Origin of the sequence: Frisingicoccus sp. (assembly GCA_016298055.1) — a bacterium.
In the GTDB taxonomy this organism is placed as follows: domain Bacteria; phylum Bacillota; class Clostridia; order Lachnospirales; family Lachnospiraceae; genus Frisingicoccus.
Map to the genome: position 1 here is coordinate 1 of JAEDDO010000004.1, position 20,740 is coordinate 20,740.

20 protein-coding genes and 1 tRNA gene are annotated in these 20,740 nt (G+C 39.9%); 19 read left to right on the forward strand and 2 right to left on the reverse strand.

Going from position 1 to position 20,740, the window contains the following annotated elements; all coding sequences use genetic code 11:
- The 8 genes from QZZ35_RS00915 to QZZ35_RS00950 all read left to right on the forward strand — a co-directional run.
- Positions 1–180: hypothetical protein (locus QZZ35_RS00915; protein WP_291235731.1), on the forward strand; the 180-nt coding region annotated here is incomplete at its 5' end.
- Positions 173–1,084, forward strand: a complete 912-nt coding sequence (gene nadA, locus QZZ35_RS00920) for a quinolinate synthase NadA (RefSeq protein WP_291235732.1) — start codon at positions 173–175, stop codon at positions 1,082–1,084. The genes QZZ35_RS00915 and nadA, both read left to right, overlap by 8 nt.
- A gap of 11 nt (positions 1,085–1,095) precedes the next feature.
- Positions 1,096–2,442 (forward strand): L-aspartate oxidase, encoded by a 1,347-nt coding sequence (locus tag QZZ35_RS00925; protein WP_291235733.1) that lies wholly within the window; start codon positions 1,096–1,098, stop codon positions 2,440–2,442.
- Positions 2,408–3,262, forward strand: a complete 855-nt coding sequence (gene nadC / locus QZZ35_RS00930; protein WP_291235734.1) for a carboxylating nicotinate-nucleotide diphosphorylase — start codon at positions 2,408–2,410, stop codon at positions 3,260–3,262. Before QZZ35_RS00925 ends, nadC begins: the two co-directional genes overlap by 35 nt.
- Before the next feature lie 80 nt (positions 3,263–3,342).
- On the forward strand, positions 3,343–4,461 hold the full coding sequence (locus tag QZZ35_RS00935; protein ID WP_291235735.1) for an AI-2E family transporter: 1,119 nt from the start codon (positions 3,343–3,345) through the stop codon (positions 4,459–4,461).
- Positions 4,462–4,486: 25 nt separating this feature from the next.
- A tRNA-Met gene (locus QZZ35_RS00940) sits at positions 4,487–4,560 on the forward strand.
- A gap of 88 nt (positions 4,561–4,648) precedes the next feature.
- Positions 4,649–5,518: a dTDP-4-dehydrorhamnose reductase gene (rfbD, locus tag QZZ35_RS00945; RefSeq protein WP_291235736.1), complete on the forward strand. Its 870-nt coding sequence runs from the start codon at positions 4,649–4,651 to the stop codon at positions 5,516–5,518.
- Positions 5,511–6,788, forward strand: coding sequence for a dicarboxylate/amino acid:cation symporter (locus QZZ35_RS00950; protein WP_291235737.1), 1,278 nt, complete (start codon positions 5,511–5,513; stop codon positions 6,786–6,788). The genes rfbD and QZZ35_RS00950 overlap by 8 nt, the downstream gene beginning before the upstream one ends.
- Positions 6,789–7,002: 214 nt before the next feature.
- Here QZZ35_RS00950 and QZZ35_RS00955 read toward each other — a convergent pair whose 3' ends face one another.
- Positions 7,003–8,490: a hypothetical protein gene (locus QZZ35_RS00955; protein ID WP_291235738.1), complete on the reverse strand. Its 1,488-nt coding sequence runs from the start codon at positions 8,488–8,490 to the stop codon at positions 7,003–7,005.
- 253 nt (positions 8,491–8,743) lie between these two features.
- On the opposite strand from QZZ35_RS00955, the gene QZZ35_RS00960 reads away from it, so the two are divergent.
- The 10 genes from QZZ35_RS00960 (at position 8,744) to QZZ35_RS01005 (ending at position 18,805) form a co-directional block, all read left to right on the forward strand.
- Positions 8,744–10,315: an acyl CoA:acetate/3-ketoacid CoA transferase gene (locus QZZ35_RS00960; protein ID WP_291235739.1), complete on the forward strand. Its 1,572-nt coding sequence runs from the start codon at positions 8,744–8,746 to the stop codon at positions 10,313–10,315.
- A gap of 111 nt (positions 10,316–10,426) precedes the next feature.
- Positions 10,427–10,909 (forward strand): VOC family protein, encoded by a 483-nt coding sequence (locus QZZ35_RS00965; protein WP_291235740.1) that lies wholly within the window; start codon positions 10,427–10,429, stop codon positions 10,907–10,909.
- Between the two features lie 26 nt (positions 10,910–10,935).
- On the forward strand, positions 10,936–11,715 hold the full coding sequence (locus QZZ35_RS00970; RefSeq protein WP_291235741.1) for an acyl-CoA dehydratase activase: 780 nt from the start codon (positions 10,936–10,938) through the stop codon (positions 11,713–11,715).
- Between the two features lie 38 nt (positions 11,716–11,753).
- Positions 11,754–13,013: a 2-hydroxyacyl-CoA dehydratase subunit D gene (locus QZZ35_RS00975; protein ID WP_291235742.1), complete on the forward strand. Its 1,260-nt coding sequence runs from the start codon at positions 11,754–11,756 to the stop codon at positions 13,011–13,013.
- 17 nt (positions 13,014–13,030) lie between these two features.
- Positions 13,031–14,158 (forward strand): 2-hydroxyacyl-CoA dehydratase subunit D, encoded by a 1,128-nt coding sequence (locus QZZ35_RS00980; RefSeq protein WP_291235743.1) that lies wholly within the window; start codon positions 13,031–13,033, stop codon positions 14,156–14,158.
- Between the two features lie 88 nt (positions 14,159–14,246).
- Positions 14,247–15,929: an L-lactate permease gene (locus QZZ35_RS00985; protein WP_291235744.1), complete on the forward strand. Its 1,683-nt coding sequence runs from the start codon at positions 14,247–14,249 to the stop codon at positions 15,927–15,929.
- A gap of 332 nt (positions 15,930–16,261) precedes the next feature.
- Positions 16,262–16,516 carry a hypothetical protein gene (locus QZZ35_RS00990; protein ID WP_291235745.1) on the forward strand — a complete coding sequence of 85 codons (255 nt, stop codon included), beginning with the start codon at positions 16,262–16,264 and terminating at the stop codon, positions 16,514–16,516.
- 4 nt (positions 16,517–16,520) lie between these two features.
- Positions 16,521–17,426, forward strand: coding sequence for an NAD(P)-dependent oxidoreductase (locus QZZ35_RS00995; RefSeq protein ID WP_291235746.1), 906 nt, complete (start codon positions 16,521–16,523; stop codon positions 17,424–17,426).
- Between the two features lie 23 nt (positions 17,427–17,449).
- Entirely contained in the window at positions 17,450–18,271 is an 822-nt protein-coding gene (locus QZZ35_RS01000; protein WP_291235747.1) for an alkaline phosphatase family protein, read from the forward strand.
- Between the two features lie 21 nt (positions 18,272–18,292).
- On the forward strand, positions 18,293–18,805 hold the full coding sequence (locus QZZ35_RS01005) for a metallophosphoesterase (RefSeq protein WP_291235748.1): 513 nt from the start codon (positions 18,293–18,295) through the stop codon (positions 18,803–18,805).
- Positions 18,806–18,810: 5 nt separating this feature from the next.
- Here the strand turns inward: QZZ35_RS01005 and QZZ35_RS01010 are convergent, their stop codons facing one another.
- Positions 18,811–19,191 carry a hypothetical protein gene (locus QZZ35_RS01010; protein ID WP_291235749.1) on the reverse strand — a complete coding sequence of 127 codons (381 nt, stop codon included), beginning with the start codon at positions 19,189–19,191 and terminating at the stop codon, positions 18,811–18,813.
- Between the two features lie 165 nt (positions 19,192–19,356).
- Here QZZ35_RS01010 and QZZ35_RS01015 point away from each other — a divergent pair, with 165 nt between their 5' ends.
- Complete coding sequence (locus tag QZZ35_RS01015) at positions 19,357–20,727, forward strand: CCA tRNA nucleotidyltransferase (protein WP_291235750.1); 1,371 nt, start codon at positions 19,357–19,359, stop codon at positions 20,725–20,727.
- Positions 20,728–20,740 lie beyond the last annotated feature (13 nt).

The following is a 20,740-nucleotide window of genomic DNA, read 5'->3' on the forward strand; positions in this document are numbered from 1 at the left end:
AAGATTTTTTATATTATAACACCGAAAAAGCAGTTACGTCAACTAAAAAATAAATTATTAGTTGATACATATGTCATTAATGAAAAGCCAGGTGTCTTGTCAACTGTAAAGAAATGTGCTATACTTGATGAAATTTATGTAAATAAATCCAGAATAACTGGTGGAGGAAGAAATGAATGAAAAGCAGGCACAGATCCTGAAACTGAAACAGGATAAGGATGCGGTCATTATGGCACATTATTATGTAGAAGATGATATACAAGAGATTGCAGATTATGTCGGAGATTCTTACTATTTAAGTGAGATGGCGACAAAGGTGAGTGAAAAGACAATTGTTCTTTGCGGTGTATCTTTTATGGGCGAAAGTGCGAAACTTTTAAATCCGGATAAAAAGGTACTGCTTCCGGATGCATCAGCAGATTGTCCGATGGCACATATGGCGACGGTGGAAAAAATTAAAGAAATACGTAAAAAGTATAAAGATGATGTGGCAGTTGTCTGTTATGTAAATTCAACAGCGGAATTGAAGGCAAATTCAGATGTTTGCGTGACTTCTTCCAATGCTCTGAAAGTCGTAAAAGCGCTTCCGAATAAAGTTATTTATTTTATTCCGGATCAGCATCTTGGAACATATATTTCCAAACAGGTTCCTGAAAAGAAATTTATTTTTAATGATGGCGGCTGTCCGGTACATACGATGCTCACGAAAGCGGACATACTTTCTGCTTTAGAGGTTCATCCGGGAGCAAAAGTTCTTGTGCATCCGGAGTGCAAAGAAGAAGTAACAGATTTAGCGGATTATGTCGGAAGCACATCCGGTATTATTGAGTACGCAACAAACAGTGACGCAGCTGAATTTATCATCGTTACAGAATTGGGCGTTATGTATGAATTAAAGCGAAGGAATCCTGAAAAATCATTTTATGCTGCAGGACAGCATCAGATATGTGATGATATGAAAAAGGTGACGCTGGATAAAATTATCTCCGTATTGGAACAGGATGATGAAGGTCTGATTATGTCAGCTGATTTTATGGACAAGGCAAATGCTCCGTTGAAGCGGATGTTGGAACTGTCCAGATAGGCAGGGATACTATGAAACACGTATATGATGTGATTATTGTAGGATGTGGCGTTGCCGGCTGTTTTGCGGCATTACATTTGCCGGATACAGCAGACATTTTGATGATTTCTAAGGCTGGATTGGAGGACAGTGATTCTTTTCTTGCCCAGGGAGGTATCTGTGTCTTGAGAGACGATAACGATTATGACAGCTTTTTTGAGGACACGCTTCGTGCGGGACATTATGAAAATCGAAAAGAATCTGTAGATATTATGATCAGATCTTCCAGATCTGTTATAAAACAATTGATAGGTTACGGCGTTGAATTTGCAAATAGAGATGGGGAACTTGCTTATACCCGGGAAGGTGCACATTCTAAGAACAGAATTCTTTATCACGATGATATTACCGGAAAAGAGATTACGAGTAAACTTCTTGCCCGTGTACATGAAAAAAAGAACATAAGTATAAAGACATACACAGAGATGGCGGATATCCTCGTGAAAGATGATCGCTGTGACGGTGTCATTCTGAGGACAGATGATGGAAAGATTGAGCCTGTATTTGCAGAGGATGTTATCTGGGCCTGCGGAGGTATTGGCGGCATCTATGAACATTCAACTAATTTTCCGCATTTAACAGGAGATGCTCTGGCTATTGCATTAAATCATGGGATAGCTTTGGAACATGTAAATTACGTACAGATCCATCCGACAACTTTATACAGTGATCGGCCGGGAAGAAGTTTTTTAATCTCAGAATCCGTACGCGGTGAGGGAGCTGTTTTATATAATAAGCAGGGAGAACGTTTTGTGGATGAATTGCTTCCAAGAGATGTTGTATCTCAGGCCATATATCGTCAGATGGATAAGGATCATACGCCTTATGTAAAATTATCTTTTTTAACAATTAAAGATGTGGATATTCGGGAACGATTTCCGAATATTTACAGACGGTGTCTGGAAGAAGGATATGATATAACAAAAGAGGCGATTCCGGTTGTACCTGCGCAGCATTACTTTATGGGAGGCGTCTGGGTTGACAGCAATAGCCAGACATCTATGAAACATTTATATGCTGCCGGAGAGACAAGCTGTAATGGTGTTCATGGGGCCAATCGTCTGGCGAGCAATTCTCTTTTGGAGAGTCTTGTTTTTGCAGAACGGGCGGCTAAACATATTTGTGACAATTCCTTAAAAGGAAGGAATCGTCTTCGCGGTTCAATGGATATTACAAATATTAAAGCACTTTACAATATAGATTTTGAATATTATACAGATCCTGAGGCGTATCACCTTCGGTATAAAGAGAGTATTTGGAAAGAAATCAGGAGGGAATCAGATAATGAATCCAATCACGACAAAGTTAAATGTGGATAAGCTGCTTTTGCAGGCACTTCGCGAAGATATTTCAGATGAAGATGTTACAACAAATGCAGTTATGAGAGAATATAAAAAAGGCGAAGCGCAGCTTATTTGCAAAGAAGATGGAGTAGTTGCAGGTATAGACATTTTCGAAAGGGTTTTTGTATTATTGGATCCGGAGGTATGTGTTGAAAAGTATGTGAAAGACGGCGCGAAGGTTAAAAAGGGAGATGTTTTAGCGGTAGTTCGTGGAGATATGCGTGTGATTCTTTCAGGTGAGCGTACAGCACTGAATTATCTGCAGCGTATGAGCGGAATTGCAACATATACGCATGGTGTTGTAAAACTTTTAGAAGGATCAAAGACGAAGCTTTTGGATACACGGAAGACGACACCGAATATGCGTATCTTTGAAAAATATGCGGTACGCGTCGGAGGCGGTCATAATCATCGTTATAATCTTTCAGACGGTGTACTCATTAAGGATAATCATATCGGTGCTGCCGGTGGTGTGCGTCAGGCTGTTCTGATGGCAAAAGAATATGCTCCGTTTGTAAGAAAGATTGAAATTGAAGTTGAAAACCTGGAAATGTTTCAGGAAGCTCTGGATGCAGGTGCGGATATCATTATGTTAGATAATATGTCTGCAGATATGATGAAAAAAGCAGTTGAAATGGCAAAAGGACGTGCAGAAACGGAATGTTCAGGGAATATGACAAAAGATAATATAGAAACGATTAAAAATATCGGTGTGGATTATGTGTCAAGCGGAGCCCTTACCCATTCAGCACCGATTATGGATGTGTCACTTAAAAATCTGCATCCGATCGGATAGAAGAAAAACAGGCTGTTCTGAACAGTTACCTGTATATAATAAAATAAATTGTCTATACTAACAGGTGAGGAGGCAGTTTAATGAACCGAAAACCTGTGCGGGAGTGGATGATTTTATTAACGTATTTATTTTTGTTAATTATTATTACAGTTCATTCAGGGTATATATGTCGTAAAATCTATTTTACGGCAAGACAGTTTTTACCGTTAATCTGTGCAGGCGGATTGGCATTTGTGCTGAATCATCCTTATAAGTATATACAATGTTTTTATGAAAAAAGATTAAAATTACCTAAGAAAGTTTCTCGTACCGCCAGTTTGATTACGGTGTATGCCGGGACTTTGGGAATTGCAGTGGCAGTGGTCCGATTTGCCCTGCCCCATTTTGTTGAAGGAATCCAGAATTTTTTTGAAAACAGAGAAACTTATATGCAGGCATTTGAAAATTCTGCTGTACGATTATTGAAAAAAACAGGTATTAGAAAAAAGGATCTCTCTCCTTTAATGGAAAGTCTGTCCGTCTATCTCGGTTATCTGAGTGTAACGATGGAAGGTTTATGGCCACGGATGATTCAGATGACGACAGGCATTTTCCGAAAACTGGCAGTGACGGGTATCGTCATTGTGCTGTCAGCCTATATCTTATATAATAAAGAAGTATTGGTTCGTCAGATAAAACGGCTGTATCGGGCCTGTATGCCACAGCGTATATATCAGCCGTTAAAATATGTGTTAATGACAGCATTGGAGGTATCGGATAATTTTATTGTCGGTCAAGGGCTTGAGTCAATTATTCTGGGAAGTTTGTGCTTTGCAGGAATGTTTGTTCTGAATCTGGAATATAGCGGCTTTGTAGGACTTATTGTGGGGTTAACAGCTTTCATTCCTTTTTTTGGAGCTTACATTGGAGGTGGCACAGGTTTTTTTCTTCTGATGTTTATTTCTGTAGAAAAAGCCATAGTATTTCTGGTGTTTTTTATAATTCTTCAGCAGATTGAAAATAATTTTATTTATCCGAGAGTTGTCGGAAAACGTATTGGTCTTCCGGCTTTATGGGTTCTTTCTGCTGTTACGATCGGTAGTGGATTATTCGGGGTCATTGGAATGGTTCTGGGAGTTCCTGTCGCTACTTTTTTCTATGTCTTAATTAAAGAGGAAGTAAGAAAGAGAGAAAAACTCTGGACAAACATAAAAAAATGAGATATAATGTAATACAAGATAGCAACGCGGGGTGGAGCAGTTCGGTAGCTCGTCGGGCTCATAACCCGAAGGTCGTAGGTTCAAATCCTGCCCCCGCAATTTTGGACCTGATACATTGTGTATCAGGTTTTTTTTGACTATCTTTAGGATAATGAACCAAGGGGAATTTTTAAGGAGGGGTAAAATCATGGTAGGTACAACCAAAATATGGCTGACCGGCGGCAATGGACAGCTGGCAAGAGCAATTTTAAAAGAATGCAAAAATCAGCCGGAAAAATATACGATCCTGACAACAGATAAGGACGTAGATATAACAGATATGGAGCAAATATCAAAATATGCAATTACGACCCGACCGGATATTATCATTAACTGTGCAGGGATAACGGATATTGCTGCATGTGAGCAAAATGTTGTAATGGCATATAAAGTGAATGCGCTGGGTGCCAGAAACATGAGTGCGGCAGCTCGAATGGTGGATGCAAAAATTATTCATATATCCACGGATGATGTTTTTTCCGGCGACCGAAAAGAAGCACTGATGGAATTTGATACGGCAGTTCCAACATCCGTATATGGAAAGTCAAAACTGGCCGGAGAGATGTTAGTGCGTGAACTGAATCCAAAACATCTGGTTATTCGCAGTTCATGGGCATATGGTGATGGCGATAATTATGTCAGTCGGCTGCTGGAACGCATTCATGCGGGGGAAACTGTTGAAGCAGCGAATGATCAGATCAGTACACCGACCAGTATGGATACTTTGGCAAAATGTATTTTAGTACTTATGGAAAGTAAAGAATATGGCATTTGTCATGTCTCCTGTGAAGGATCCTGCAGCAGATATGAATTTGCAAAGAAGATTCTTGAACTGACGGGTGATGATACAACGATGATCAAACCGATTTTGTCAGAAAATATTTCAGATGGATGGCAGAGACCAAAATATTCGGTACTTGAAAATCTTATGTTAAAAATGACGGAATTATATCAGATGCCGAGATGGGAAGATGATCTGGAACAGTATTTAGAGTCAAGGGGAATGAAGCATGAGTGAAAAAAGTAAAAAAACAAAAAAAATCGGGCTGACGACCAGAATTTTTATCGCACTGATCCTGGGTGCACTGGTAGGTGTGATTATGCATTATTTTGTTCCGTCAGGATATATTAAAGATACGGTACTTGTAAATGGTGTTTTTTATGTTGTAGGAAATGGATTTCTGCGTCTGATGCAGATGCTCGTTGTTCCGTTGGTTTTCTGTTCGCTTGTATGTGGAAGCGCAGCTATCGGAGATACAAAAACATTGGGAAAAGTAGGTGTGAAGACGTTAGCGTTTTATTTACTGACAACAGCGCTGGCAGTTACAGTTGCACTTAGCCTGGCAAATGTTATTAATCCTGGGATTGGTTTGAATATGGAAGATATTATGGCTGCCGATAATGCGGCTGTTACGACAGAGGTAAGTTTTGCAGATACACTTCTCAATATTATTCCTAAAAATCCGATACAAGGACTGGCTGAAGGCAATATGCTTCAGATTATTCTTTTCGCTCTGATTATTGGAATTATTCTTGCAAAACTTGGGGAGAAGACAGCAGTTGTAGCAAACTTCTTTTCTCAGTTTAATGAAATTATGATGGAAATGACGATGATGGTCATGTCACTTGCACCATTCGGAGTGTTCTGCCTGATTGCTAAAACATTTTCCGGTATTGGGTTTGATGCGTTTATACCGCTTCTGAAATATATGTGTGGTGTACTTCTTGCATTGGCCGTTCAGTGTTTTGTTGTTTATATGGTCATGCTGAAAATTTTCACAGGATTAAGTCCGATACGTTTTATTAAAAAATTCTTTCCGGTTATGGCATTTGCATTTTCAACGGCAACATCAAATGCTACGATTCCTCTATCTATTGATACATTAGCTGAAAAGATGGGTGTTTCCCGAAGAATTTCATCTTTTACGATTCCTCTGGGAGCGACGATTAATATGGATGGTACGGCAATCATGCAGGGTGTTGCAGTCGTATTTGCATCACAGGCATTTGGAATCCCTCTGGGGATACGGGAATATATTATGGTAATTGCAACAGCAACGCTGGCATCTATCGGTACAGCAGGCGTTCCAAGTGTAGGTCTGATCACCTTATCAATGGTATTTAACTCTGTCGGTTTGCCGATTGAAGGTATTACGTTGATCATGGGTATTGATCGAATTCTGGATATGGCAAGAACAGCAGTGAATATTACAGGTGATGCAGTATGTACAACAGTGGTGGCATCTCAGAATAAAGAGCTGGATAGAGACGTTTTTATGAATGATTAAATATTAAAATAAACAGGATAGACTTTTCAGAAAAAAGAAAGGACTATCCTGTTGTTTTTTGTGAAAAACAACAAAAATTGGTTCTTTTTTTTGGAGGATTAATTAGCATGCAAACTATTTACACAATAACATAAAAATGATAAAATAAGTATATAAAAATAAATGGAAAACCCTGTTTCATTTATACAATAAAACAGGGTACCATACTTTTTATTTACTTATTTATTTTGAAGGCACTTAGATCAATCATCCGGTTGACAAGAGAGCCATATTTGTCGGCAAATTTCTGAACGCCGTCAGCGTCATATCCGAAGCAGTAAGGTTTCGTTTTGAGATCATCAAGAAACTCACTGACTTCTTTGATAAAACGATCGGATAAAACGGAATAGAAGTGAGGACCGACTTTTGTATGGTATCTTTCCGGAATTTTAAGGAAAAGTTTTTTTCGGTTATTGAACACAGAAGTGCGAAGCAGATGCTCCACATTCGGCAGGTATTCCTCGTCGATAACGTAAAAATGAATATTTGGATTCTTTTTGGTAATATCCAATACCTTTTGGATATGAAGTTTACGTTCTTCCGGCGTCATGTGGTAGACGACATCGGTGAAGATAATCTCTCCGTCTTCCATATATTTTAATAAAGAAGATTTGAGAACATAAAAATCCAAAGTGTTTTTTTCAAAGATTTCTTCCCATGTAATCTGAAGCTGACCGACAAGCTGAGCCATGAATTCATCTTTATTGCGTTCACGGGCAGTACGGATGATCGAGTCCCAACATTCAACAGGAAGAAGATACTCGAAACCGAGTGCAAGGAAGATCTGATAATTATCCCGGGCATAAAAATCTGTCCGGTAACCATGCTGATAAAATTCATCGGATTCTGTAGCGTGCAAAAGAAGATTTGTCACGCGGAAAGACGGCAGCGTGCGGATATAAATCTGATTGACCTTTTCAGGATCTGTAATTACGGTTGCAGTCTGAATTCTGCTATATTGGTCCAATGCACATAAAATGGCCATGTGGTCTTTAACGATGATCGTATTCAGAGAGTTCATCAAACAGTCATCATAAAAATCGAAGGCCAGATGACTGTGAGCATTGATAAAATAATAAAGCTGCTTCAGATAGAGTGGACTGTCTGCAAAAAAGGTCTCAGTGTTCAGTCCGATCTTCACATTAATTTCATGTTCAGGAATAATGTGGGATGCGGCGTCGAGAACATTGTTTGTAATGAAACGACAGACATCCAGAGTACAGAGAACTTCAAGTGGCTCGTTATATGAAAGAATGATTTCAGCCAGTTCATGATCGAAAAATTCATAAATATCGTTGGCTAGGGAAAGAACACGAGTTTCGTAGATTCCATGGGTGTGCTGATCATTGGCGGCCTCCCGACTGGATTCCTTATAGTTTTCTTTAAGAAGATTATATATAACGGAGTTTAAAGTTTCAGGTGTCACATCAACAGCAAAAAGTTTTGCGAAAGCGGACAGGTCCTCATGCTTTAAGATTTCGTGTGAAAAATGATTCGCAAGAGTACGGTTAATATTCGGCGCCATCTTTGAAGCTGGAAGTTTTGCTTTATTGCACCATTTGCTGATGTAAGAAACATCATAACCAACTTCTTCGGCCACGGTCGATAATTTTGAACCGGAGAAATTGATCAGAGTTTTTAGTAAGGTTCCGTATGCGCTCATGATAGTTATATACCTCCCGGATATCTTTTGAAATAAGTTATGTCTTTAACAGACGATCTTACTTATAGTATGGCGAGTTGTTATCGAATTGTCAAGAGAATTTTGAATCAAATTGAATTCAAGTTGAGAAAATTGAATAAAACAAGGTCAGATTGATTTCATTGCAATACGAGTGCGAAAAATATACAATAAACTCATCAAAGCCCAAAATAAATTATGAAAAATATACAAGGAAGGTTTTAAGGAGGTCACTATGGGACAGGTTAAAGTATTAACAGCCAGAGAAGCTGCAGATTTAATCAAGGATGGCGATACACTTACATTAAGTGGTTTCGTTGCAAACGGTATTGCAGAAGCACTGAACACTGCTGCAGAAGAAAGATTTCTTGAAACAGGACACCCAAGAGATTTAACATTATTCTACGTTGCTGGTACAGGTAACAAAGACGGCAGCCACGCAGATCACTATGCACATGACGGCATGGTAAAACGTGTTATCGGTGGACATTTCAATTTCGTTCCTCAGATCTGTCAGATGCTTTATGACAACAAGATCGAAGGTTACAACATTCCACAGGGTGCTATTGCACAGATGATGCGTGATAATGCAGCTCGTAAAATCGGAACAATCACAAGCGTAGGTCTTGGAACATTTGCTGATCCACGTAACGGTGGTGGACGTCTTAGCGAAAAAACAACAGAAGATATCGTTAAGATCATCGAACTTGAAGGAACAGAACAGTTATTCTATCCTCGTATTCCAATCGATATTGCTTTCATCCGTGGTACATATGCAGATGAATTAGGTAACGTAACAATGGAAAAAGAAATGGCTCCTCTGGATTGTACAGCTCAGGCTATGGCTACTCATAACAATGGCGGTATCGTTGTTGTTCAGGTTGAAAGAGTTGTTAAAGCCGGACAGCTTGATTCCAAACTTGTTAAGATTCCTGGAATCTATGTTGACTATGTTGTTGAATGCCCTGCAGATGATCCAAAACAGTCTCAGAGTATCAACTGTACATATGACCCTGCTTACTCAGGAAACGTTCAGGTTCCTGTATCCAGCCTTGAGCCTAAGAAACTGGATGCTAAGAAGATCATCGGACGTCGTGCAGCTATGGAATTAAAGAAAAACGTAGTTGTTAACCTTGGTGTAGGTGTTCCTGAATGGGTATCTTCCGTAGCAGCTGAAGAAGGTGTTGCTGGAGAGATGACATTAACAGTAGAATGTGGTCCTATCGGTGGTGTACCTGGCGGCGGACTTCGTTTCGGTGGTACTGTAAATGCTCAGGCATATGTTGACGAAGCATATCAGTTCGACTTCTACGATGGCGGCGGACTTGATCTTTGCTACCTTGGTCTTGCTGAAGTAGATATCAACGGTAACGTAAACGTTAGCCGTCTTGGAAGCAGAATCACAGGTTCCGGCGGATTCACAAACATTTCTTCTAACTCTAAGAAAGCTGTATTCTGCGGAACATTCACAAACGGTGTTAAGATTAAAACAGGCGATGGCAAATTAACTATCCTTGAAGAAGGAAAAACACATAAATTTGTAAGCAAAGTAACAGAAATCACATTCTCTGGTGTTGTAGCTGGTAAAGCTGGCAAAGACGTACTTTACGTAACAGAACGTGCTGTATTTGCATTAAAAGCAGACGGTGTTCACTTAATCGAAGTTGCACCTGGCGTTGATGTTAAGACACAGGTTCTTGACCAGATGGATTTCGAACCAATCGTAGATCGTGATGCTGACGGCAACGTTAAACTCATGGACGAAAGAATCTTCAAAGATGAAGTTATGGGTATGACAATCGAATAATTGTCGATAACTAAACAAATAAAAATCTGTTCCGGGTCATCTGACCCGGAACACTCCGACAATGAACTATAAATAATTATTATATATAATTAAAGGAAGGGAGTTTTTACTATGGCAAATTTATTTGCAGACACAGGGATTGGTAAACACATCATCAGAACACATCATTGGGGTATCGTATTACCTACAGTTGAAAAAGCAGAAGCTTTCATGAAAACATTTGGTCTTCAGGAAGATTACCGTGGACATGTTAAAGCTTATGATTCTCACCTGATCTTCACAAAACATGGTGAAGGTGTTGACGCTGTAGAATTTATTATTCCACAGTCTGGTGTATTAACACAGTTCAACAAAGGTAAAGGCGGTATCGCTCACGTAGCTTACCTTGTAGATGATATCAAAGCTACTATGGAAGACGTTAAAGCTTTAGGATATGAACTTCTTGAAGCAGAACCTCAGGAAGGTACAGAAGACATCATCGTTAACTTCATCCGTCCGAAATATACACAGGGTATCCTTGTTGAATTAATCGAACAGATTGGTGATATCAACTACGAAGCAACATTCACAAGCCGTCACGGCAATGCTGAATAATTGCTAGAGATGCAGGAGGAAACAACGTGTATACATTAGGTATAGATATCGGTTCTTCATCCAGTAAGGCAGTTATTCTGAAAGACGGTGCTGAACTTGTATCATCAGCAGTAGTTCAGGTGGGCACAGGTACTTCCGGCCCGGGACGTGTTATGGAAGCAGTTTTTGCTGAAATCGATCTGAAACCGGAAGATATCGATTATACAGTAGCAACTGGTTATGGTCGTTTTTCTGTTGATAATGCAGATAAGCAGATCAGTGAGATCAGTTGTCATGCAAAAGGCATTTTCTATCTTGTTCCAACAGCCAGAACAATTATTGATATCGGCGGACAGGATGCAAAAGCAATTGCACTTAATGATAAAGGAAATATCATGCAGTTCTACATGAACGATAAATGTGCAGCCGGAACAGGACGTTTCCTGGATGTTATGTCTCGTGTACTTGAAATCCCTCTCGGTGAGATGGGTGAGGCTCACTTTAAGGCGAAGGAGTGGGCATCTGTCAGCAGTACATGTACTGTTTTCGCCGAATCCGAAGTTATTTCCCAGTTATCTAAGGGATTATCCAGAGAAAGTATTGTAGCCGGTGTTCATAAATCGGTAGCTACAAAAGCATGTTCTCTGGTACGTCGCTGTGGAGACATCGTGAATGATGTTGTTATGTGCGGTGGTGTGGCTCAGAATCCTGGAGCAGTTGATGCAATTGAAAAGGAATTAGGCCAGAATATCATCGTAGCACCAAATCCACAGATTACAGGAGCCCTTGGCGCCGCTCTCTTAGCTTACGAAGAGCTGATTAAATAATTCAGAGGCGGTTAATAATAAAGAAAGAAGGTATAATTATGGAGATTAATATCAATGAAGCAAGCTCAAAAGAGTGTTTGGCATATTTTCAGGCAAAACTCGATGAAGAAGCATGGGAAGCAAAAAAATCAGGTAATTTAGTATGCTGGTCCGCATCTGTAGCTCCGCCAGAATTCTGTGTAGCTATGGATATCGCTATGGTTTATCCAGAAACACATGCAGCTGGTGCTGGTGCTAGAAAAGCATCCCAGGATTTATTAGACGTTGCTCACAGCAAAGGTTACAATATTGACATTTGCTCTTATGCACGTACAAACCTTGGATACATGGAACTGTTAAAACAGGAAGCTTTAACAGGTGAAAAACCAGAAAAATTAGCTACATCCAAAGCTGCTTATGTTCCACTTCCAGACCTGGTTATCACATGTAACAACATCTGTAATACATTGTTAAAATGGTATGAAAACCTTGCAAAAGAATTAAACATTCCTTGCATCATCATTGACGTTCCATTTAACCATACAATGCCAGTTGCTCGTCACAACAAAGAATATATTGCTGATCAGTACAGAGCTGCTATCAAACAGTTAGAAGATATTACAGGACGTGCATTTGATTACGACAAATTCCTTAAAGTTCAGGAACAGGTTCAGAGATCTGTTTACTGGTGGAATAAAGTTGCTACATATGCATTCCGCAAACCATCTCCATTAAATGGTTTTGATTTATTCAACTACATGGCATTAATCGTTTGCGCTAGAGCAAGAGATTATGCTGAAATTACATTCCACAAATTTGCTGACGAACTGGAAGCAAAAGATGCTGCTGGACAGTATGCTTTTGGTGCAGCTGAAAACGAAAAACATCGTGTAACATGGGAAGGTATCGCTGTTTGGACATACCTTGGTGCTACATTCAAAGGTCTTAAGAATGTTGGTTCCGTTATGACAGGTTCCGCATATCCAGGACTTTGGAGCCTTGTTTACACACCGGGTGATCTTGAATCCATGGCTGAAGCATATACAAACGTATATATCAACACATGTGGATCCAATCGTTACGAAGAGTTCTACAAAGTTGTTAGCAACTCCAAATCCGATGGTATGGTTCTTCACCTCAACCGTAGCTGTAAACTGATGGGTCTTCTTAACAACGAAGGCGCTGAATATGTTAACGCTAAGATGGGCATCCCATTCGTAAGCTTCGATGGTGACCAGACTGACCCTAACGTATTCTCTCAGGCTCAGTACGAAACTCGTGTTCAGGCATTATCCGAAATGATGGATAACAACAAATAATTGGGAGGGAATGTAAGATGAGAACAGTTGCAGAAATTATCGCTGAATTAAAGAGCATTGCTGATAATCCTGTTAAAGCAATGGAAGATTATAAAAACGAAACTGGTAAAGGTGCAGTAGGTATCATGCCTGTATACTGCCCAGAAGAAATCGTACACGCTTCTGGTTATCTGCCAGTTGGTATGTGGGGAGCTCAGAAAAAACAGATCTCCAAAGCTCGTACATATTTACCACCATTCGCATGTTCAATCATGCAGTCTGTAATGGAATTACAGCTTGAAGGTGCATATGATAATCTTGAAGCAGTTATCTTCTCTGTACCATGTGATACATTAAAATGTATGAGCCAGAAATGGCACGGAAAAGCTCCGGTTATCACATTTACACATCCACAGAACCGTAAAATCGCTAAGGATGCTGCAAACGTATTCGCTCGTGAAGAGTTTGCAATCGTAAAAGAAAAACTGGAAGATATCCTTGAAGTTCGTATTACAAACAAAGCTATCAAAAACAGTATCGCAATCTACAACGAAAACCGTGCAGTTTGCCGTGAATTCTGTGATGTAGCTGCTGAATACGCTGCAGTGATCAAACCATCTGATCGTCATGCAGTAATCAAAGCTCGTTGGTTCATGGAGAAATCCAAACATACAGCTTTAGTTAAAGAATTAATCGAAGCTATCAAAGCTAATCCAGCTCCAGAATACAAAGGCAAAAAAGTTGTTGTATCTGGTATCTTAGTTGAGCCATATGATGTTCTTGACATCTTTGCAGAAAACGGTTTAGCTATCGTAGCTGATGACCTTGCTCAGGAATCCAGAAACTTCCGTCAGGATGTTCCAGCAGATGATGATCCTTTAATGGCTCTTGCAAAAGCTTGGAACGAATTCGATGGATGTTCCTTAGCAACAGATGCTAACAAACCAAAAGGCCAGATGCTCATCGATGCAGTTAAGAAATATGATGCTGACGCAGTTATCGTATGTATGATGAAATTCTGTGACCCAGAAGAATTCGATTACCCAATCCTTATTCAGGAATTTGAAGCTGCTGGTGTTCGTAACCTTCAGATCGAAATCGATCAGGAATCCACAGCATTCGAACAGGTTAAAACTCGTCTTCAGACATTTGCAGAAATTCTGTAATTTAATAATTTTAAAATCAGGCGGTTGCGGACTTCGGTCCGCAACCATTTGAAAAGAGGTAAAATAATAGAGGGGAGAATTTTACAGCATGTATGCAATTATAGCTTTTATTCCAATTATTGTTACAATTATTGTAATGGCTGGATTCAACTGGCCGGCTAAGATTGCACTTCCATTAGCATGGTTAATTACATCTATTGTATGTTTACTTGCCTGGAAGATGAATCTTATTACAATCGCTGCGCACACAATCGCAGGTTTCCTGACATCTATCGATACAATCGTTATTATTTTAGGTGCAATCCTTATCATGAACACTCTGAAACATTCAGGTGCCATGAAAGTTATTAACAGTATGTTCACAAATATCAGTGATGACCCACGTATTCAGATGATCATCATTGGTTTCATGTTCGGTGCATTCATCGAAGGTGCTGCTGGCTTTGGTACTCCTGCAGCTCTTGCCGCTCCATTGTTGATCAGTGTTGGTTTCCCACCACTTTGTGCAGCAATGTGTGCTCTTATTTTGAATAGTACACCAGTTCCTTTCGGTGCTGTTGGTACTCCAGCAACTACAGCATTTAACATGGTTAGCAGTGAATTAGCTGCAGCTGGTGTTACAGATACAGAAGCTTGGAAGTTAGGTCTTACAAAATGGGCTGCTATCCCAAGTGCTATCATTTGTCCGATTATCATCTTCATCACAGTTACTATGATGTGTATGATGTATGGAAAGAATAAATCCATTAAGTATGCAGTAGAAGTTATTCCTTACATTTTAATGTCTGCGATTGCTTTCTGTGTACCATATTTAATCTGTGCAGCTTTCCTCGGACCAGAATTCCCATCCTTAATCGGTGGTCTGGTTGCTCTGGTTATCTGTATTGTAACAGCTAAAAAAGGTATTCTTGTACCTAAGTCTAAATTTGAATTCCCAGCTCAGTCTGAATGGGCTGAACACTGGAAAGCTACAACAGCAGTTCAGGAAGATGAATCTATGAAAGTAGAATCCAATATATCTCCTGTTATGGCATGGGTACCATATGGCCTTATTGCAATCATCCTTGTTGTAACACGTATTCCACAGATTGGTATCAAAGGAATCCTTAACGTTTCTACAGCACCATTCGCAATTGGTCTTAAGACAATCTTTGGTGTAGAAGTTAACTGGGCATTCAAATGGGCTTGGAACCCTGGTATCCTTCCATTTATCCTTGTTGCATTAATCATTATCCCACTTCATAAGATGAAGAGCGAAAGTGTTAAAGCTGCTTGGAAAGAAACAGGAAGCATGGTTGGCGGTGCTGCTATCGCATTATTATTCGGTATCGCTATGGTTCAGTTATTCAAGAACTCCGGTGCTGCTTACAACAACAGCGGTATGGAAAGTATGTTAATCGTTATGGCTAATGGTTTAGCTGATCTCTTTGGTAAAGCATATATCATCGTTGCACCAATCATCGGTGTTATCGGAGCATTTATCTCCGGTTCCGCTACAGTATCTAATACACTGTTCTCTACATTACAGTATGCAGCTGCAGTAAGACTTGGTCTTCCTACAATGCTCATCCTTGCTATGCAGGTTCTCGGTGGTGCTATGGGTAACATGGTATGTGTAAACAACATCGTATCTGCTTGTGCTACATGTGGTACAATCGGATCCGAAGGTCGTCTGATGAGATCTAACGTTATTCCTTGTCTCATCTACGCAACACTTACAATTTTAATTCTTGGTGGATTAATCATTGCTGGTTACAACCCAGTGGCTTAATCAATCGTTGATTAAAAAGATTTAACCCTGATGGGATTCGATCCCTTCCCATTAGGTTAAATACATAAGAACTCCCAGGACGGACAGGTAAAGTAGTGTACACAATATAGAACTGCTTTGCTGTATATAATAAAATAGTCGCAACCCTAAAAGCTTTGCCTGTTTGTCTGAGAGCCTGCCAACTCTTAGTGGAGTTCAAAAAGTCATTCATAATACTAGAATATCCTAAAAGCGGAATCCCTTATGGGATTCTGCTTTTTTATGTAAAAAAGATAATCGAGGTTTAATTTATCTGAAAAATGTGCTATGATAAAAAACCAAGAGGTGATTTGATGGCAGACAGAGATATGGATTTTCGAATGGAACGTCCGGGACTAGTTGAAGAAGGGCAGCATGTGACGATGACAGAGTCGATACTTAAAACATTATCCGGAACGATGTACTATTATACAATTAATGATGCGATTGCCATGTCCAACAATACACCAAAAAAGCTGCAGCATTTGGAGGGTACAGTGAAATCCGTAGTGGAAGAAGAAAGTGTTTATACGGTGACAGTAACGATATCCGGTGAATCTGAGGAGTAGCGTGATGAAGAAAGTATTTTTGTGTGAATATATTCATCCTGATGCCTATGAACTTCTTAAAAATCATGTTGATATTATTCATTTCTGGGAAGAATTTCCGGAAGCAGATGCCATGATTAATCGTAATATAAAGATGACGGCTGAATTGTTTGCGCAGACAAATAAGTTAAAAGTTATAGGAATTCATGGTACCGGGACAGATGATGTGGATCTGGAGGAGGCTTTTGCAAAAGGGATTGATGTTTTTTCTGTTCCCCATGTGAATGCGAGATCTGTGGCGGAGATGAATGTGGCACTTATGTTGTCTTTGGGGAGAAAGATTATTTTGTCAGACAGAATGTTGAAAGCAGATCTTCCCGAAGGTTACCATTCGATGCTTCAGGGAACGGAATTTCATGGAAAAACCTTGGGGCTGATCGGTCTTGGTGATATCAATATGAAAACAGCCCAAATATGCAGGCTGGGTTTTGGTATGAAAGTTATCGCATGGTCAAGGCATTTTGATAAGGTGGAGGCAGAAGCACTGGGATTTCATCTTTATTCGGTGATGGACAGGATATTTGAAGAAGCAGATATTGTCATGATCGGATTAAATCTGGACAAATCCACAAGGAAACTTATTGGTAAGGCACAATTTGAAAAGATGAAGAAAGATGCCTTTCTTATCAATACGTCCAGAGGAGCTATTATTGACGAGGAAGCTTTATATTGTGTTTTGAAAGAGCGAAGGATTGGCGGAGCGGCATGCGATGTATTTGAAGAGGAGCCCTTGAAACCTTCGAATCCATTGCTTATGCTGGATAATTTCGTTGCAACGCCGCATTTAGGAGCGAATACGAATGAAGCATTGAGAAATGTAGGAATGGCTGTTGTTAAAGGTATCTTGAAAAGATTAAACATTATGGAATAACAGAAAAGCATGTGGAGAAAAAAATGAGTAAGACGATATTTGTATTATTAGATGCATGTGGATATGAAGTGGGAACAGAGTATTTAGGCTATTTAGAACATTTGGTGGATTACGGAATGGCGGCAAAATACCGGGTTCGTGGTGAACTGCCGTCTATGTCCAGACCGATGTACGAGACGCTGCTGACAGGTATGCCAAGTCATGTTCATGGAATTACCTGCAATGAGGTTGTTAGACGATCCAATCAAGAGAGTGTTCTTCATTTATGTAAAAAGTCCGGACTTACTGTCGGTGGTGCAGTTTATTTCTGGATGAGTGAATTGTATAATAAAGCACCCTTTGATAAGCACAATGACCGGATTCAGTTTAATCGCGAAGGAAATTTGATCGACTATGGTATTTTCTATTGGGAAGATACGTATCCGGATTCCCATCTTTTTCAGGATGGTGAATTTATCCGAAAATCCTACAAACCGGATTTTATGATGTATCATCCGATGAGTATTGATCTGGCAGGGCATACTTATGGAGCTGATAGTAAGGAATATGCATGGAAGGTAGCGGATAACGGATGTTTGATTGCAGATTTGCTGCCGTCGTGGATTGAGGACGGATATCAGGTTGTTGTCACCGCTGACCATGGAATGGATGACCGTGGGATTCATTGCGGTATAGCAGATAAACAGCGGGTTGTTCCCTTGTATATTATCAGTCCATTGGTAGAAAATGGTCATTTTGAGGATCACAGCATTGATCAGAGAAATATTGCACCCTTACTTTGTAGGTTATTAGAGATCGAAACTGCAAAAGGTATGATTGAACTGGATGAGATTCATCTGAAATAACAGATGCAGGGAGGCACTGGTATGGCAGGAAAAGTATTTTTTATAGCAGATATGCATTTTGGACATGAGGCAATGCTTCGATTTGAAAACAGACCTTTTACAGATATTAAGGATCAGGAGAATCAGTTGATCAGAAACTGGAATGAGGCGGTAACAGCGGAGGACGAGGTTTATGTTCTGGGAGATTTTAGTCTAAGTGATTCCATGGAAGAAGTGTCACGTTTGTGTGGAAGCTTAAATGGTAAAAAAACACTGGTCCTCGGCAATCACGATACACATTCTCCGGAGTGGTACCGGCAGTGTGGTTTTGACGAGGCCAGTGCGTGGCCGATCATTATTGACGGTTTCTGGATTTTATCTCATGAACCCTTATATATTAATGAAAACATGCCTTATGCAAATATATATGGTCATGTTCACGGTAATCCTACATATAAAGATTGTTGCAGACAGTCCATATGTGTCTGCGTGGAACGTATAGATTATCGTCCGATTTCATTCGATGAAATCAAGAAAAAAGTTTTGGAAAACTAAATATCCTAATGGACAGTATCCTTTTTTGGTGGGTTCTTTGATGACTTGGATGAGGAAGATTTATTGCTCTCTACAAGATCACGGGCAACCTCAAAAGGATGCTGTTTTTTATATGCCTGTTCACGGCTTGCTTTTACTTTGGCTTCGCGTGCACGTTCAATGGCTTCATATTCCGGGCTTCCCGGACGGGGAGCAGAAGATTTTTCCCGATGTGCGAAGAAAAACATTAGCGTTGTTGCAAGACATAAGATACTGACAATCGGATCGCCTTTTCCTAAAAAAATAAGGACAAAAGAAGCAATTGTAATGATGGCAAAGACAACCGTTAAAATTAGCAGGTTACGCAAAAGATTATTGTACTTTTTAATTTCAGTTTCTTTATCCACGATGTATCAACCCCCATAATATGTACTGATTGCTACTATTATAAGCTATAAAGAATAAATGTTCAATAGATAAATTTTTGACAAATATATTGGATAAAGTATTCCATAGAAAGCGTTGAAATGTTAAAATAAAACTATATTAATTTGAGGGGATGAGGTGGAAAAATGGAAATGTGGATTCCAGAGAAAGCAGCAGAGATTATTCGGATTTTGATGTCCAATGGCTTTGAAGCTTATGTTGTCGGAGGATGCGTCAGAGACAGCTTTCTTGGGAGAAAGCCAGGCGATTGGGATATTACAACCTCTGCCAGACCGGAGGAAGTAAAACGCATTTTCAGCCGGACAGTGGATACGGGGATCGAACACGGTACGGTGACGGTTCTGATGGATCAGGAGGCATTTGAAGTGACTACCTATCGGGTTGACGGTGAATATGAGGATCATCGTCACCCAAAAGAAGTAACTTTTACAGCCAGCCTGGAAGAAGATTTGAAGCGGCGTGATTTTACGATCAATGCGATGGCTTACAATCCGGATACAGGCCTTGTGGATATTTTTGATGGAAGAGGTGATCTCGAACGGAAGATTGTTCGATGTGTTGGTGACCCGGTAGAGCGTTTTGATGAAGATGCACTCCGAATACTTCGGGCCATTCGCTTTTCTGCCCAGTTGGGATTCTACATTGATGAGGAAACTCAAAAAGCCATGACAAGCAGGGCGGAAGCACTCCGACATGTGAGTGCAGAAAGAATTCGGGTTGAGCTTGTGAAACTTCTTGTATCGGATTATCCTGAGAGGATAAAGGAAGCATGCCGTCTTGGAATTACAAAAGTCATTCTTCCGGAGTATGATGCAATCGTCGGAGTAGAACAGCATACCCCGAATCATATCTATGATGTGGAAATGCACACATTGATTGCCTTGAAAAATATAGAGTCTGATCCAATTTTGCGTTTGACGATGTTGTTTCATGATTTTGGAAAACCGGTTGTCAAAAAGACGGATAAGGACAGGGACATTTTTTACAAACATCCGGAAGTCAGTGCGCAGATGTGCAGAGATATTTTAAAAAGGTTGAAGTTTGATAATTATACGTTAGAAAGAGTATACCGGCTTGTAAAATGGCACGGACTGAAATATTTTCCGAATGAAGTCAGTGTGCGTCGTGCATTGAACCGGGTAGGAAAAGACATTTTTGAACAATTTATCAACGTTCAGAGAGCGGATGTCAGTGCAAAAAATCCGGAGGTTGTTGAGAAAAAGCAAAAGCTCCTTGATGAAAAGGAGATGGTTTACCGTCAGATCATTGAACGCGGAGATTGCTTTGAGGTAAAGACTCTGGCAGTCAACGGAAAGGATCTTATTCAGGCAGGAATTCCTCAGGGACCGGTGTTGGGAGCTATATTGGAACGTCTTGTGGAGATGGTGATTGACGATCAGAGTCTGAATACAAAGGAAGAATTACTCCGATTGGCTGCTGAGGTCAAAGATGACCCGACAATCTTCAATGAGAAGGAATACTTCTTTGAAAAATAAAAAAATGGTATCA

Bases quoted from the DNA above. Each gene is read 5' to 3' on its own strand.
- nadA (WP_291235732.1), top strand. From the start codon at position 173: ATGAATGAAAAGCAGGCACAGATCCTGAAACTGAAACAGGATAAGGAT.
- QZZ35_RS00925 (WP_291235733.1), top strand. From the start codon at position 1,096: ATGAAACACGTATATGATGTGATTATTGTAGGATGTGGCGTTGCCGGC.
- nadC (WP_291235734.1), top strand. From the start codon at position 2,408: ATGAATCCAATCACGACAAAGTTAAATGTGGATAAGCTGCTTTTGCAG.
- QZZ35_RS00935 (WP_291235735.1), top strand. From the start codon at position 3,343: ATGAACCGAAAACCTGTGCGGGAGTGGATGATTTTATTAACGTATTTA.
- rfbD (WP_291235736.1), top strand. From the start codon at position 4,649: ATGGTAGGTACAACCAAAATATGGCTGACCGGCGGCAATGGACAGCTG.
- QZZ35_RS00950 (WP_291235737.1), top strand. From the start codon at position 5,511: ATGAGTGAAAAAAGTAAAAAAACAAAAAAAATCGGGCTGACGACCAGA.
- QZZ35_RS00955 (WP_291235738.1), bottom strand. From the start codon at position 8,490: ATGAGCGCATACGGAACCTTACTAAAAACTCTGATCAATTTCTCCGGT.
- QZZ35_RS00960 (WP_291235739.1), top strand. From the start codon at position 8,744: ATGGGACAGGTTAAAGTATTAACAGCCAGAGAAGCTGCAGATTTAATC.
- QZZ35_RS00965 (WP_291235740.1), top strand. From the start codon at position 10,427: ATGGCAAATTTATTTGCAGACACAGGGATTGGTAAACACATCATCAGA.
- QZZ35_RS00975 (WP_291235742.1), top strand. From the start codon at position 11,754: ATGGAGATTAATATCAATGAAGCAAGCTCAAAAGAGTGTTTGGCATAT.
- QZZ35_RS00980 (WP_291235743.1), top strand. From the start codon at position 13,031: ATGAGAACAGTTGCAGAAATTATCGCTGAATTAAAGAGCATTGCTGAT.
- QZZ35_RS00985 (WP_291235744.1), top strand. From the start codon at position 14,247: ATGTATGCAATTATAGCTTTTATTCCAATTATTGTTACAATTATTGTA.
- QZZ35_RS00990 (WP_291235745.1), top strand. From the start codon at position 16,262: ATGGCAGACAGAGATATGGATTTTCGAATGGAACGTCCGGGACTAGTT.
- QZZ35_RS00995 (WP_291235746.1), top strand. From the start codon at position 16,521: ATGAAGAAAGTATTTTTGTGTGAATATATTCATCCTGATGCCTATGAA.
- QZZ35_RS01000 (WP_291235747.1), top strand. From the start codon at position 17,450: ATGAGTAAGACGATATTTGTATTATTAGATGCATGTGGATATGAAGTG.
- QZZ35_RS01005 (WP_291235748.1), top strand. From the start codon at position 18,293: ATGGCAGGAAAAGTATTTTTTATAGCAGATATGCATTTTGGACATGAG.
- QZZ35_RS01015 (WP_291235750.1), top strand. From the start codon at position 19,357: ATGGAAATGTGGATTCCAGAGAAAGCAGCAGAGATTATTCGGATTTTG.